The organism is Kitasatospora cystarginea, assembly GCF_039533515.1.
Lineage (GTDB): Bacteria > Actinomycetota > Actinomycetes > Streptomycetales > Streptomycetaceae > Kitasatospora > Kitasatospora cystarginea.
Genome location: NZ_BAAATR010000004.1, coordinates 182,197 through 195,893 on the forward strand (window position 1 = coordinate 182,197; position 13,697 = coordinate 195,893).

The 13,697-nt window shown below is 72.2% G+C and carries 12 protein-coding genes; 4 read left to right on the forward strand and 8 right to left on the reverse strand.

From position 1 onward, the window contains the following. Positions 1–187: 187 nt before the first annotated feature. Both ABD369_RS06505 and ABD369_RS06510 read right to left on the reverse strand, forming a co-directional pair. On the reverse strand, positions 188–622 hold the full coding sequence (locus tag ABD369_RS06505; RefSeq protein ID WP_344635252.1) for an NUDIX hydrolase: 435 nt from the start codon (positions 620–622) through the stop codon (positions 188–190). Then, on the reverse strand, positions 619–1,383 hold the full coding sequence (locus ABD369_RS06510; protein ID WP_344635423.1) for a DegT/DnrJ/EryC1/StrS family aminotransferase: 765 nt from the start codon (positions 1,381–1,383) through the stop codon (positions 619–621). Before ABD369_RS06510 ends, ABD369_RS06505 begins: the two co-directional genes overlap by 4 nt. A gap of 550 nt (positions 1,384–1,933) precedes the next feature. Here ABD369_RS06510 and ABD369_RS06515 point away from each other — a divergent pair. Both ABD369_RS06515 and ABD369_RS06520 read left to right on the forward strand, forming a co-directional pair. Then, positions 1,934–2,242, forward strand: coding sequence for a hypothetical protein (locus ABD369_RS06515; protein ID WP_344635253.1), 309 nt, complete (start codon positions 1,934–1,936; stop codon positions 2,240–2,242). Between the two features lie 520 nt (positions 2,243–2,762). Beyond that, positions 2,763–3,356, forward strand: a complete 594-nt coding sequence (locus tag ABD369_RS06520) for a TlpA family protein disulfide reductase (protein WP_344635254.1) — start codon at positions 2,763–2,765, stop codon at positions 3,354–3,356. Between the two features lie 349 nt (positions 3,357–3,705). Here ABD369_RS06520 and ABD369_RS06525 read toward each other — a convergent pair whose 3' ends face one another. Beyond that, complete coding sequence (locus tag ABD369_RS06525) at positions 3,706–4,815, reverse strand: TerD family protein (RefSeq protein ID WP_344635424.1); 1,110 nt, start codon at positions 4,813–4,815, stop codon at positions 3,706–3,708. 220 nt (positions 4,816–5,035) lie between these two features. On the opposite strand from ABD369_RS06525, the gene pepN reads away from it, so the two are divergent. Then, positions 5,036–7,585: an aminopeptidase N gene (gene pepN / locus ABD369_RS06530; RefSeq protein ID WP_344635255.1), complete on the forward strand. Its 2,550-nt coding sequence runs from the start codon at positions 5,036–5,038 to the stop codon at positions 7,583–7,585. A gap of 13 nt (positions 7,586–7,598) precedes the next feature. Here pepN and ABD369_RS06535 read toward each other — a convergent pair whose 3' ends face one another. After that, on the reverse strand, positions 7,599–8,591 hold the full coding sequence (locus ABD369_RS06535) for a hypothetical protein (RefSeq protein WP_344635256.1): 993 nt from the start codon (positions 8,589–8,591) through the stop codon (positions 7,599–7,601). Between the two features lie 252 nt (positions 8,592–8,843). Here ABD369_RS06535 and ABD369_RS06540 point away from each other — a divergent pair, with 252 nt between their 5' ends. Beyond that, complete coding sequence (locus ABD369_RS06540; protein WP_344635257.1) at positions 8,844–9,386, forward strand: SsgA family sporulation/cell division regulator; 543 nt, start codon at positions 8,844–8,846, stop codon at positions 9,384–9,386. Positions 9,387–9,527: 141 nt separating this feature from the next. Here ABD369_RS06540 and ABD369_RS06545 read toward each other — a convergent pair whose 3' ends face one another. From ABD369_RS06545 to ABD369_RS06560, 4 genes are all read right to left on the reverse strand, one after another. After that, positions 9,528–10,835 carry a helix-turn-helix domain-containing protein gene (locus ABD369_RS06545; RefSeq protein WP_344635258.1) on the reverse strand — a complete coding sequence of 436 codons (1,308 nt, stop codon included), beginning with the start codon at positions 10,833–10,835 and terminating at the stop codon, positions 9,528–9,530. 329 nt (positions 10,836–11,164) lie between these two features. Then, entirely contained in the window at positions 11,165–12,166 is a 1,002-nt protein-coding gene (locus ABD369_RS06550; protein WP_344635259.1) for a carbohydrate kinase family protein, read from the reverse strand. A gap of 117 nt (positions 12,167–12,283) precedes the next feature. Then, a complete protein-coding gene (locus tag ABD369_RS06555) occupies positions 12,284–13,264 on the reverse strand; it encodes a M48 family metalloprotease (RefSeq protein ID WP_344635260.1) in 981 nt (326 codons plus the stop codon). Further along, the gene (locus ABD369_RS06560; protein WP_344635261.1) at positions 13,261–13,629 is read right to left on the reverse strand and encodes a BlaI/MecI/CopY family transcriptional regulator; all 369 of its coding nucleotides are present in this window, start codon (positions 13,627–13,629) and stop codon (positions 13,261–13,263) included. Before ABD369_RS06560 ends, ABD369_RS06555 begins: the two co-directional genes overlap by 4 nt. Between the last annotated feature and the right edge of the window lie 68 nt (positions 13,630–13,697).

The window sequence follows — 13,697 nt, forward strand, 5'->3', positions numbered from 1 at the left end:
CCGAGGTCGGTCAGGCCCTCGCTCTGGCGCAGCCGGTCCGACGCACCGGCGGGCTGGAGTTGGACCAGGCCAGGCAGGAGCTCGGCGGCGCATCGGCAGTTACCCCCTTTAGCCGCGGCCGGTCATCTCGACCGTAGTGGGCCGGGCCCCTCGGGGAATCGGAGGGGCCCGGCCCACCCGCACCACCTCAGCGTGCGATCAGCTCGCGAACCATGTCGCTCACCTCGGGCAACTCACTGGGGAGGGCCCACTGGTGGGCGTCGTGCTCGGTGAGGATGACCGGTTCGGTCTTGTCCACGGTGACGGCGAAGTTGAACTGACGGGTCGTGCCGCCGCGGCTGTTCTGGTAGTCGAAGTGCCCGACGTAGCCAGTGACCTGGTCGATGGTCAGGCCGGTTTCCTCGGCGGTCTCCCGGTACAGGGCGTCCAGGATGGTCTCCCCGGCCTCGACCGTTCCCGAGGGGATCTCCCACATCCCACCCATGTAGTCGTCGGGGTTGCGACGCACGAGCAGGACCCGGCCGTCGTGGTTGATCACGGCGGCAGCGACGAATCCGGTGATGCCAGCGGCTTCGGCATCGGCCGCCAGGCCGGCCACGAACTCGAGGGAGGTGGCGGTCACTGCAGCTCCTTGTGATGATCGCTGATTTTGACGGCCGCGCGGACGTACTGCTCGGCCACCTCCAGATCCTGCTCACGATGCCAGACCGGGAGCTTGATCGTGTGGGCGTGGGCATGCTCGGCGACCGGGAAATCTCCCCGCTCGTACCGGCGGTGGGAGTGCGGGTGACCTGGGAACAGCATCGTCGGGTGCTGGTACAGCGGCAGCTGGTTCATCGGGCAGGTGGAGCCGGGCCGATTGAACTCGGTGGCGCCCTCGGCGGCCAGTGCCTGGTGGAACCGTTCGATGAGCAGGTCGCCGAGTTCGTCCGGCCGGCAGGTGAGCGCCAACCCGTACCAGGACGGAATCACTCCGTCGGGCAGCTCGGTGACCGTCAGGCCGGGTATCCCAGCCAGCTGGCCGGTGATGTAGCGGGCGATCTCCGCCTGGCTGGCGAGGTAGCCATCCAGCCGGGGCAGCTGGTCGTGGGCGATGGCGGCGGCGAGGGGGTGGATGCGGAGCTTGAGGCCGGCCCCGTGACCGCGTACCGCGCGAGCGGATGGCCTTCTGGGATCTTGGTCTTGGCCCGCTTGTTGCCCGTCCAGGACCCGGCAGAAGTAGTCGATCTCGCGGTCGAGGCGGGCGCGTGCGGACGGGGCGGCTCCTCCACGACCGCGCCGCCCAGGTCGAGCCGCTGGACCTGACCCTTGGTCAGCAGTACCGAGCCGTACAGGCCGGCGTCGTAACCGAGCTGGATGACGGCGGTGTCCTCCGCGTCGCAGCCGCCGCCGGGGACGGCGGTTGGTGTGAACTGCCTTGAGAACGTGTTGAGTTCACAGCACGGATGGGCTGTCACATCTCTTTCCGAAGTTGGCCGCGAACCTCCACGAGAAGCCTCAGGCAGATCGCAGCCAGTGGTCGACCTGGCCTCACCTGAGGCGGGTTCAGAAGCCATCAAACGCCGAGCCGGAGCAATAGCCGACATAAATGGCACATCCCGCCAAAATGGCGAACTATATGCGCTTCCACTCGCAAGTATTGATGACAATTGCGCACCATATGTAACGATGGTGAAATATTATTGATTTTGTAGCAATTCGCCGTGTGGTGTATGTCACGATCAATAAATTCGGGTGACGGCGAACAGCCTTGAATGGCATGCTCACAAAGCCAACAGCAGTGCTCTTTGGGGGCGCTGTCCGCACGGTATTCGGGAGGGAAATTTCTATGCTTACTAACTCGCGGGTCGTTCGCCGTATGGCCGTTGTGGGTGCGGCCGCCGCATTGGCCAGCGGTATTGGGGTTAGCTCGGCATCCGCCGCCGCTATCCCGATGTCTAGCGGTGGCGGCTGCACCGGCTACACCTCGGTCGGCTACGGCCTGTCGATCAACTCGTGCATCTCCGCCAGCGGCGGAACCGTCCACCCGGACGGCTATGTCTCGGGAAGCGCGAGCAACTGCACCATCTACGTTGACCTGATCAAGGATGGCAGCGTCGTCAGCGAGAGCACGAGCAGCTGCTCCGGCGGCCACGTTTACGGGAACTCCGTGTCGGGTGGCGGGAGCTACTTCACCGGGATCTACGCCGTCGTCAATGGAAACACCACCAGCGAGATCGTTAGTCCCTACGAGTACAACTAACCCTCTCGCGATGGCGGAACGCGTCCCGGACGCGGCTGGCTCTGCAGTTCGGGCACGCTTTAACATCCTGCTAATTGACTCGATGGAAGGTCGAGTCAACGCGGGACGGTTCTGACTATGCACGTGTTTGCAGTAGGGCCTTCTGGTCGGAATGGCGCTGACTGAAGCTAGGTGATCAGGAGGCCCTACTGCATTGCGACTTCCGTGGTAAGCTCCCAAAAGTGAGGCCATCCGATGATGCGGCCGAGTGCTCGGTCGCCTGCGCCCTGCATCGATGGCTGTTTTTTCAATTTTCGATGTACCGACTTGTCGGCATGCTGGAAATCGGTAATATCAACAAGGGTGCGACTGATCGTGCGTCAGTTGTGGCCCTTGGTGTCAGTGCGGCGGGTCGTAGTCCTCGCCGCGGCTGCAGGACTGACGGCTATGAAGGCGTCGCCCAGTCGCTGGTCAGCGAGGGAGGGCGCGCAACGTCGCCCCTCCCCGAAGTCCGCCTGTAGCTCCATGCGAAGCTCTTAACATGTCTGGCACGAAGCACTCTCGTACCTATCTCGCCGCAGCGACCACCGTCGCCGCGTTCGTCCTCGCCGGCTGCTCGTCTGCCAGCAGTGGCAACCAGACCGGCTTCGTCTCCTCCAAGGGCAGCAGAATCTCGACCGCTGCCCTCGGCCATCGCCAGGACGCGCCGGACATCTCGGGTACCACCCTGGATGGTCACTCGGCCAAACTGTCCGACTACCGAGGCAAAGTGGTTGTCCTGAACATCTGGGGCTCCTGGTGCGACCCCTGCCGCGGCGAGGCAAAGGGCCTGGAGTCGGTGTGGGAGAAGTACCAGAGCCAGGGCGTCCAGTTCCTCGGTATCAACACCAGAGACGTCGACCGGGCCAACGCCGTCGCGTTCGAGACGAACAAGGGCGTCACGTTCCCCAGCATCTACGATCCGGATGGCACCCAGATCCTCAAGTTCCCCAAGGGAAGCCTCAACCCGCAGTTCATCCCAACCACCATCGTGATAGACCGCGGCGGCAAACTGGCTGCCCGGGCGTTCGGAGCCCAGAGCGCCGACGTCATTGAATCCATGCTCCAGCCGGTCCTCGCGGAGCAGAACCACTGAGCGCTTCCAGGGCTGGTGAAGCCCGTGCGGCCCGCCATCGAGGCTCACCTCTCGGCGGCGGGTCGGAGGAAGGAACGCCGGCACGCCATCGGGCCATCCGCCACGGCGTCAGAAGGAGCGCCACGCGGCCCACGGCAGCTGCCGCGCCGGCGATGACCCAGTAGGGAAGTCCGAGTCGGATGGCAGGGCCCGCACAGCCGTTGCGAAACGGCGTACCGCCGCCGGTGCGCGGGGGCTGTTCGACAGTTGCTGCCGGGCGCTCTTGCGGGCCGTCTCATGGGTCGTCACCGCATCGCCGGCCGTCGCGGACCGTCCGGGCTGCTGTCAGGACGGTCCGCGCTCGGGGCGGTCAGAGCATCGCGGCGGCCGGCTGGACCATGCCCCGGGCGGTCTTGGCGTCGACGTACTCGCCGACGGCGGTCATCACCCACTCGCCGGAGTACTGGCGGATCAGCTTGCACATCACCACGCCGGTCTTGGCTTCGGCGTGGGTGAGGTCGAAGCGGACCAGTTCCTGGCCCGAACCGCCGTCCAGCAGGCGGCAGTAGGCGTTCTTGATGTCGGTGAACTTCTGGCCGGAGAAGGAGTTGACCACGAAGACCAGGCCGCAGACCTCCGAGGGCAGGCCCTCCAGGTGGACGGTGATCGACTCGTCGTCGCCGGTGCCCTCGCCGGTGAGGCTGTCGCCGGAGTGGGCGATGGCGCCGTCGAAGACGTTGAGCTTCATGAACCAGGCGGTCTCGATCTTGTTCCGCTGGGCGTCGTAGGCGATGCAGGAGGCGTCCAGGTCGATGTTGCGACCCTGCTTGGCGGGCTCCCAGCCGAGGGCCATCTTGACCGAGGAGAGCATCGGCTTGCCGTTCTTCTCCAGCGAGACCGAGCCGCCCTTGACCAGGCTGACCCGGCCCTTGTCCAGGGTGACCTTGGGCAGGGCGCCCGGCGCCGGGGCGGAGGCGGCGGGCTTCGGGGCGGACACCGAGACGCCGAAGTCGGTGGCGATGCCCGCCAGGCCGTTGGCGTAGCCCTGGCCGACCGCGCGGACCTTCCAGTCGTCGCCGCGCCGGTAGATCTCGACCACCACCAGGGCGGTCTCCCGGGTGAGCCGGCGCGGGGTGAAGGTGACCAGGACCGCCCCGGTGATGGTGTCCCGGAGCGTCGCGGTCGGCTCGGTGCCGGCGAAGGTCCCCGAGGAGTCGTCCAGGCTGGCGGTGACCACGACCTTGCTGATCTCGGGCGGCAGCGCGGCGGTGTCCACGGTGATCGCGCCCGGGGTGTTGCGGGTGGCCGGGCGGTGGGTCACGCCGGGGCCCTTGGGGGCGTTGTAGAACACGAGGTCGGCGTCCGAGCGGACCTTTCCGGCCTCGGTCAGCAGCAGCCCCGAGACGTCCAGTGCCTTCGGGGCCGTCACCTCGACCGTCACGCGGCCGGCGGTGAGCGGCGCGTTGCCGCCTGGGGTCAGGTCCGTCGGCACGGTTCTCCTCCTGAGCTGGGTGGTTGCGGCAGTTCGAGCAGTGCCAGCGTAGTCATATCGCCTTGGACCGACCGGCAGCGGTCTTGGCTGACGGCCTGTGGCCCGGCGGTCGGACGGCGCCCCGGCACGGCTCGGCCGGGGCCCGCGGCGTCTTAGCCGACCGCGAAAAGCCTTGCCCGCCCGCACCCGCCCGGGCGAGCATGCAGGGATGCCAGCTCTTCAACGTACCGAGGCGCGGATCCGTGCCCGACTCGTCCAGGTTCGCGAATACCGGATCGATCTGGATCTCACCCGGGGCGAGGAGGTGTTCGGCAGCAGTACGGTGATCCGCTTCGGCTGCGCCGAGCCCGGCGCCGCCACCTTCCTCGACCTGCAGCCCGCCGCGCTGCACCGGGTGGTGCTCAACGGCCGTGAGCTCGACCCCGCCGGCCTCGACGGGAACCGCCTCGAACTGACCTCTCTGGCGGCCGAGAACGAGCTGCTGGTCGAGGCCGAGATGCGCTACTCGCGGGTCGGTGAGGGCCTGCACCGGTTCACCGACCCGGCCGACGGGGCGGTCTACCTCTACGCGACCTGCGGCCCCGACAACGCGCCGCTGGTCTTCCCCTGCTTCGACCAGCCCGACCTCAAGGCCCCGATCCACCTGGCCGCCACCGCCCCGGCCGACTGGACGCTGGTCGCCAACGGCGCGGGGGAGCGCACGGATCCGGCGGAGCGCGCGGACGCGGACCCCGGGGAGGGCACGGCCCGCTGGGTGTTCGCGCCGACCCAGCCGATCAGCACGTACCTGTTCACCGTGGTCGCCGGCCCGCTGCACTCCGTTCACTCCGAGCACGACGGGATCCCGCTCGGCCTGCACGCCCGCCGTTCGCTCGCCGCCGACCTGGACCGCGAGGCCGAGGAGATCTTCGAGGTCACCCGGGCCTCGTTCGACCGGCTGCACGAACTCTTCGACGAGCGCTACCCGTTCGGCCGCTACGACCAGGCCTTCGTGCCCGAGTTCAACTGGGGGGCGATGGAGAACCCCGGCTGCGTGGTCTTCCGCGAGGAGATGCTCTTCCACTCGGCCCCGACCGAGGCCGAACGCGAGCTGCGCGCCGTGGTGATCGCCCACGAGATGGCCCACATGTGGTTCGGCGACCTGGTCACCATGCGCTGGTGGGACGACCTGTGGCTGAACGAGTCCTTCGCCGAGTACCTCGGCTACCGGATCGCCGCCGAGTCCACCCGCTTCACCGGGGCCTGGACCAGCTTCGGCGTCAAGCGCAAGGGCTGGGGCTACGACGCCGACCAGCGGAGCACCACCCACCCCATCGCCGCCACCGGGGTTGAGAGCCTGGCGGAGGCGATGGTCAACTTCGACGGCATCGCCTACGCCAAGGGCGCCTCCGCACTGCGGCAGCTGGTCGCCTGGCTCGGCGACGAGGCGTTCTTCGCCGGCATCAACGAGCACTTCGCCCGGCACCGCTTCGGCAACGCCGAACTCGCCGAGTTCCTCGACGCGTTGGCGGAGAAGAGCGGCCGGGACGTGCACGGCTGGGCCGAACGCTGGCTGCGCACCAGCGGCGTGGACACCCTGCGCCTCGACGTCCGCCACGACGGGACCGGCCGGGTCGCCACCGCCGAGCTGGCCTCGGACGGCACCCGGCCGCACCGGGTCGGCATCGCGGTGTACGACCTGCGGGCGGACGGTGCCCTGGTGCTGCGGGACGGCTTCGAGGCGGAGGTCGAGCCGGGCCGGCCGGCGGCGCTGCCCAAGTTGACCGGTTCCGCGCGGGCCGACCTGCTGCTGCCCAACCACGGCGACCTCACCTGGGCCAAGATCCGCCTGGACGAGCGCTCCTGGCGCACCGTCACCGGCTCGCTCTCCCGGATCGAGGACCCGCTGGTCCGCGCCGTGCTCTGGGAGAACGCGCGCGACCTCGTCCGCGACGGCGAGTCGGCGCCCGCCGAGTACCTGGACCTGGTCGAGACCCAGCTGCCCGGCGAGGACCGGGACACGGTGGTCGATGCCGTCCTCACCTTCGCCCGGGCGGTGCTGGTCACCGAGTACCTGGCGCCGGAGGAGCGCCCAGCCGCCGCCGCGCGCCTCGCCGCCGTGTCGCGCCGGCTGCTGGCCCGCCCCGGGATCGAGGACGGGCTGCGGGTCGCCGCGCTGCGCGGCGCGATCGAGAATGCCGTCGGTGAGGAGCAACTGGACGAACTGGAAGCCTGGTTGGCCGACGGCACACCGGTCGGGGAGCTGAGCTGCGAGCTGCGCTGGGCCGCCCTGGCCAGGCTGGCGGCCGAGGGCCGGGCCGACGAGGCCCGGATCGCCGCCGAGCTGGCCGCCGATCCGAGCAGCAGCGCCCGCCAGGGTGCCGCCCGGGCCGGGGCCGCCAGGCCGGAGCCGGAGGCGAAGGCGGCGGCGTGGCGGCAGTTGTTCACCGAGGGCGCGCTGTCGAACCACCTGATGACCGCCGTCGCGCAGGGGTTCTGGCAGTCGGGCGCGGACGAGCTCCGTCAGGAGTACGTCCGGCGGTACTTCGCCGAGCTGCCGGAAGCGGCACAGCGCGGGGCGACCGTGGCCAGGGTGCTCGGCCGCGTGCTGTTCCCCGCCGGGCACACGGAGCCGGAGACGGTGCGGCTGGCGGAGGAGTGCCTGGGCCGGGAGGACCTGACGCCCTCGCTGCGGCGGGTGCTCGGCGACCAGGTGGACGACCTGCTGCGGGCGGTGCGGGTGCGCCTTTCAGGCTCGGCTCGCCTCCGGGCGCGCTGAGCCGGCGCGGGGCTCAGCCGAAGGTGCCGCGGATGGCGAGGGCACGGGGCGCGTCCAGGGCGAAGGCGGAGGCGGCCCAGGTCTCCTGCGGCGGCCGCTCCGAGGGGTCGGCGGGCCGGGCGCCGCGGACGCCGAAGGCGTAGCGGCCGGGGGCGAGGTCGAGGCCGACCGGTGCGGTGAAGCGGTAGACCAGGGCACCGCGCTCCTGGGCGACCGTCACCACCGCGCCGGGGAGGCTGCTCCAGGGGGTGGTGCCGGGGAGCGCCTCGGGGCGGGCCAGCCGGAGTTCGACCTGGAGCGCGGTCACGTTCTCGCCGACGGTCAGTGTCAGGGCGTGCCGGACACCGGTGGTGCCGACCGCGTCGGAACTGCCGCTTCCGGACAACCCGCTGTCCGGCTGCGGGCTGAACCTGGGCGCCGGGCCGCCGCTCGCGGTGCCGCTCGGGCTGCCGGTGCTCGCGGTGCCGCCGGCGGGCCGGGAGGCGCCGGGCGACGGTGCGGCGGCGGAGGTCCGGCCGCCGGCGGGGGCGCTCGGGGACGCCGAGGGCGTACCGGACACCGGGGCGCCGGCGGATGGGGCCAGGGTGGTCCGGGGCGCCGCCTTGGGGGTGCCGAGCGCCCTGGCCTCCGCCGACGCCGTCACGGTCGGCGTCGAACCGGCGGAGCGGGTGGCCGGCCCGGCGGTCGCGTCGGCCGCGTCCGGGCTCGGCAGCGGCGGGCTCGCCCCGACGTTGGACACCCCGGGACGCCGGCCGATGTTCTGCTGTTCGTTGAGCAGCCAGGTGGTGGCGATGCTGATCCCCAGCACCGTGGACATCGCCATGGCCGCGCCGGAGAAGCGCAGACCGGGCAGCCGGAAGCCGCCGAACGGCCTGGGCCGACCGTGCCGTCCGGAGCGTTGGCCCGCGCGCTCCAGGCCGACGGGCCCGCGCACCGGCGCGCCGCACGCTGCCGCGTCGGCGCGCTGCCGCTGCTCGCGCGGCCTGTCGCGAAGCTTCGCATTCATGGTCGGACGCCCTTCCAGGTCCCCCGCCGTGTCCTCTCCACGCCTCATCCGGGCTGGATGACGAGGGTATCAGCGGCATACCGCTGCTCCGCCAGCCCTGGAACGGAACGGACCGATGACACTTACCGGTATGACCTGTCCGATAATTGACGAAGCGTCTGGTGTGTGTTCGTGTAGGCCGGGAGTGGATCGGCGGCCCGGTCGGTCAACGGCCGGTTGCAACCCTCTGCAACTCTTGCCGGACGCGGCACCGTGCAGCACGCTGGCCTGAACCCCAGCCGCCTCGGAGAGATCGTCATGCCGCGCGACCCGCTGTCCGCCTCCGCCAACCCGCCGCTCGCCGCCACCCCCACGGGCGACGAGGCGGGTAGAACCACCGGTGCTCCGGCACCGGTGGAGGAGGTCCTGACCCTGCGGATCGCGTTGGAGGAGGACCTGGTCGGCGAGGTGCGCACGCGCTTCCGGTACGACCCGCAGCGGCCGTACGAGGTGCAGCTCACCTTCCACCTGGGCCGGGCGGACGAGGCGGACTGGGTCTTCTCCCGGCAACTGCTGCGCGACGGCCTCGAAGGCCTGAGCGGCCAGGGCGACGTGAAGCTCTGGCCCGCGTACTGTCCCTGCCACGGCTCGACACTCCACCTCGCGCTGGAATCCCCGCACGGCAGCGCCCTGTTGGAGATGTCCAAGGCCGCGGTGAAGTCGTGGCTGAGGCGGACGTACGCCTGCGTCTCGGAGGCGGCGGAGGCGGCGACGGGGCCCACGGACGAGCAACTCGCCCAGCTGGTGGGCTTCTAGGGCTGCCCGGCGGGGCCCGGGACGTACCCCGTGGAGGCGGCGGGGCAGGCGTCTTCGGCGGGGCACGCCTCGGGGCGCGGGGCCGCGCACGGTGGGCCGGTCGGCGGGTCTCCCGGCCAAGGGTGCCACGAGGCACGGGAGTCAGCGCGAGACCGTACCGTCCGCTGCGGGCGCTTCCTCGCGCTCCTGACCCGGCAGGCGGTACGTGCCCGCGAGGAGGCCGGCGCGGAGGGCGCGTACGGCAGGGGCCGAGGAGGTCGGGAGCAGGTCGTAGGGGTCGGCGGGGCCGGTCACGGAGACGGTGGCGGAGTGGGCGATCCGGTACGGGCGGTGCTCCAGGAGGCCGCCCAAGTAGCGGCGTAGGCGGGAGATCTCCGCGCGCACGGTGACGGTGCGCGCCGGGTCGGCGAAGAGGGCTTCGGCGAGCTGGGCAGCGCTGCGCCCCTCGCGGTGGACGGCGAGCAGCAGCAGGAGCTCGGCGTGCCGTGGGCTGAGGGCGTGGGACCAGCTGCCGGCCGCGCCGGTGACCAGCAGTTTCGGATGGCCGGGATGGCTCAGGTCCAGGCGGAAGGCGGCCCGTTCGGCCTGCTCGGCGACGGCGCCGGCGGAGCCGGTGAGCGGGCGGATCAGCCAGCCGCCCGCCATGGGTTCGACGGCGCACTCGCCGAGGGTGGGCAGCCAGTGGATGTCGGAGGAGCCCCAGCCGTCGGCGGGCAGTCTCAGCCGGGCGAGGGGCGGCAGGCCGAGGGTGGCGGCGGTCCAGCCGTCGTCGTCCACCACCATGGCGGGCTCGGTGATCCGGGCGAGCAGCGGGGCGGCGACGGTGCGCAGCTGGTGCAGTGCCTCCAGCTGACGGGCCCGCAGCTCGGCCTCGGCCAGCCGGGCGGCGGTGGCGGCGAGTTGGAGCAGGTACGGGGCCATGGTGCGGGCGGGTCCGCTGAGGTCGACCACTCCGGTGAGCCGGCCGGTGCGCGGGTCGTGGACCGGTGCGGCGACACAGGTCCAGGCGTGGTGGCTGCGCAGGTAGTGCTCGGTCGAGTGGACCTGCATCGGGCGGCGGACCCGCAGGGTCATGCCGATGCCGTTGGTGCCGACCGCGTCCTCGGTCCAGCGGGCGCCGGCGTCGAAGCCGATCCCGTCGGCGTTGCGGCGCAGGTGGCGGGCGCCCTCCTGCCAGAGCACATGGCCCTCCGCGTCGGCGACGGCGAACAGCAGCGGGGCGCCGGTGGAGGGCAGCAGCAGGGTGGAGCGCAGTACCGGGAGCACCTCGGCGAGGTGGGTCTCGCGGCGGCGGTGCTCGACCTCGGCGGCGCTGAGCCGGTCGACGTTGCGGCCGAGCTCGGGGTCGAGGCCGAGCCGGCGCAGCCGCTCCCAGGAGTCGCCGATCTCGGGCCGGGGCAGTACCGGGGAGGTGTCGCCGGCCAGGGTGAGTTCGTGTGCCCTGGCCATCTCACCAGGTGAGACCGGGCCTGCGTGGGCCGAGCCCTGGCTGTCCAGCACCGCACTCTCCCCCCGTCGAGTCGCCCTCCAGGCCGCCCGTGTGTCATGTCCCCCGGATGCCCGCACACAGGGTACGGCGGGGAGCTCGCCGGGTGGCGGGGTTGCCGGATATTTCGTGTCGCGCCCTGACGGCCCGGGCCCGCGCTTCGACGGTGGCGGCGGTCCGAGGGGTGGACCGGAGGGGGAGCGGTTCGGCGCACCGGATTCACTCTGCCGGCTGGGGTTCACCCGTTCGGCGGTCGCGCTGGGGACTGACATCCGGTCGGATCATCGGTTGATCAAGGGGTCGGCGGGTGAGCCGGGACATCGGCCCGCGCCTGGTCGAGCTGGTCCGCCCAGGGCGGGTTGGCGCCGGGGACGGCGCAGGTGAGGGCGGCGACCCCGGCCGCGTACGCGCAGGCGTCGGCGGTGTCCCCTTCGGTGAGCTCGTCGAGTGCGCCGCCGAGCAGGCCCCGGCTGCTCAGGCGGTGCAGCAGCCCGGCGGTGAAGGCGTCGCCCGCGCCGACGGTGTCCACCAGCCGGACGGGGACGGCCGGGACGGTGATCCGGGTGCCGTCCAGCGAGGCCAGCGCTCCGTCCGCGCCGAGCGTGATCACCACCAGCCGGACCCCGGCCGCGTGCCACCGGTCGCAGGCCTCCTCGGGCGGGACGCCGGGGAGCAGCAGTCCGAGGTCGTCGGCGGAGAGCCGGAGCAGGTCGGCGGCCGCGCACCAGCGGTCCAGGCGCTCGCGGTAGCGGGCCGGATCCACCAGCAGCGGGCGGACGTTGGGGTCGATCGAGACGGTCGGGCGGTCCGGGGCGCGGTGGATGCGGTCGAGGAGGTCCTCGACGGCGCGGCCGCCGGGTTCGCGGATCAGCGCCAGTGAGCCGGTGTGCACGCAGGCGGTGCCGGTGAGCGGTACGGCCGCGAGCTCCTCGGGCCGCCACTGCCAGTCCGCGGTGCGTTCGGCGTGGAACGAGTACGACGCCCGGCCGTCGGGGTCGAGTTCGGCGACGGCGAGGGTGCTGGGCTCGGCGGCGCGGACGCTGAGCGAGAGGTCCACGCCGGAGGCGGTGAGGCGGGAGCGGAAGAGCCGGCCGAAGGTGTCCTCGGAGAGGCGGGCGACGAAGCGGGTGGGGCTGCCGAGCCGGGACAGGCCGACGGCCGTGTTGGCGGGGCCGCCGCCCGCGTGCACCCGGAGGGTCAGCTCGTCGGGTGCGGCCGGCGCGCCGGGCGCGGGGGGCTGGACGAAGGCGTCGGCGACGCACTCGCCGAGGACGGTGATCGGCTGGACGGGCATGCTCGCGGTCTCCCTCACTCCTCTGGCTCCGATCAGGGCGGTCGGGTGCCCGTGTGCCGCAACGACGGCGGGCGGGCGCGCGGTTCCCCGGGCGCCCGTGATGGTGCGCCCCCCCGGTCAGCGATGGGCCTGGGCGGCTTCGACGTTGTCGTGGAGGTCGGCGGTGGCCTCGGCGGCGGCGAAGGCGGTGAGGGCCAGGCAGGCGGTGAGGGCCAGGGCGGCGGCGGTGCGGCCCGCGGTGCGGCGGCCGGGGCGGGGCGGGGTGAGCAGGGCTGCGACCCGGCGGGGGACCGGCCCGGAGTGGGCGGCGGGGGCGAGCCGGGGCCGGTGCGGCCGGGGCGCCCCGGCGGCGGCGAGTGCGGCGCGTCCGACCGCGCGGGCGGTGAGGGTGCGGTCGCCGGTGGCCTGGGCGGCGGCTTCGTCGGCCCACCGTTCCAGCTGGTAGCCGAGCGGTGCGCGCAGCGGTCGCAGGGCGGGGTGCAGCACGGTGGCGTACTCGGTCGCCGCCAGGAAGAGGTGGTGGCGGGCGTTGAGATGGGCCTGTTCGTGGGCGACCAGGACGGCGCGCTCGGGGCCGGTGAGGGCACGGAGCATGCCGGTGGTGACCACGACCCGGCCGGGCTCGGTGGGACGGGCGAGCGGCCCGGGCAGTGCGAAGGCGTCGGCGCGGTCGTCGTCCAGGACGGTGAGCGGCCCGAGGTGAACCGGCTCGGTGCAGTCCTGGCGGTCGGCGGAGCCGGGGCGTCCCGCGTCGGCGGCGCTGCGGGCCCGGCGCAGATCGGTGACCTGACGGCGGCCGGTGCGCAGCAGCAGTGCGGCGGCGGCCACCAGCAGTGCGGCGGCCGCGACCGCCGGGTAGACGGGGCCGCCGGGCAGCCGGTGCGGCGCCAGGTGGCCGAGCGCGGCGACGATCGGCAGGCGCAGCATTCCGGCGGCGGCGAGCAGGCCGAGCGAGACGGCGGTCGCCCCGGCGGCGGTGGCGGCGGTGCCGGCCAGCACCCAGGCGGCGAGGCGCGGGCTGAGCGCCTCGGCGAGGCGGCGGGCGAGCGGGACGGCGAGGAAGGGCAGCAGCAGGGGAGCCCAGACGGCGACGATCACTCGTTCTCCCCGAGGAGCTGGCGGAGCAGGCGCTCGTCCTCGGCTGAGAGGTCGGAGACGAACCGGGCGAGCACGGTGCTGCGGTCGCCCCGGTCGAGTTCGCTGCGCATCCGGCGGGCGGCGAGTCCGGCCTGGTCCTCGACGGTGGGGGTGTAGGCGAAGGCCCGCCCGGCCTTGGTGCGTTCGACCGTCCCCTTGTCGTGGAGCCTGCCGAGGATGGTGGCGATGGTGGTTCTGGCCAGCCCGTCGCCGAGGGCGCTCTGAACGTCCTGCGGGGTCAGCGGCCGCCCGGCGGCCCAGAGTGCGGCCAGCACCTGGGCTTCCAGCTCTCCGGCACTGCGACGCGACTGCGGTCCGTCGGTCATGTCGCACACCCTCCGAGTTATCGTCTACAGTCCTGTCGACTGTCTACGTCATTGTAGACATTCGGGTG

Coding starts and splice junctions, on each gene's coding strand:
- ABD369_RS06535 (WP_344635256.1), bottom strand. CDS start 8,591: ATGAATGCGAAGCTTCGCGACAGGCCGCGCGAGCAGCGGCAGCGCGCC.
- ABD369_RS06545 (WP_344635258.1), bottom strand. CDS start 10,835: ATGGCCAGGGCACACGAACTCACCCTGGCCGGCGACACCTCCCCGGTA.
- ABD369_RS06560 (WP_344635261.1), bottom strand. CDS start 13,629: ATGACCGACGGACCGCAGTCGCGTCGCAGTGCCGGAGAGCTGGAAGCC.
- ABD369_RS06520 (WP_344635254.1), top strand. CDS start 2,763: ATGTCTGGCACGAAGCACTCTCGTACCTATCTCGCCGCAGCGACCACC.
- pepN (WP_344635255.1), top strand. CDS start 5,036: ATGCCAGCTCTTCAACGTACCGAGGCGCGGATCCGTGCCCGACTCGTC.
- ABD369_RS06515 (WP_344635253.1), top strand. CDS start 1,934: ATGTCTAGCGGTGGCGGCTGCACCGGCTACACCTCGGTCGGCTACGGC.
- ABD369_RS06550 (WP_344635259.1), bottom strand. CDS start 12,166: ATGCCCGTCCAGCCGATCACCGTCCTCGGCGAGTGCGTCGCCGACGCC.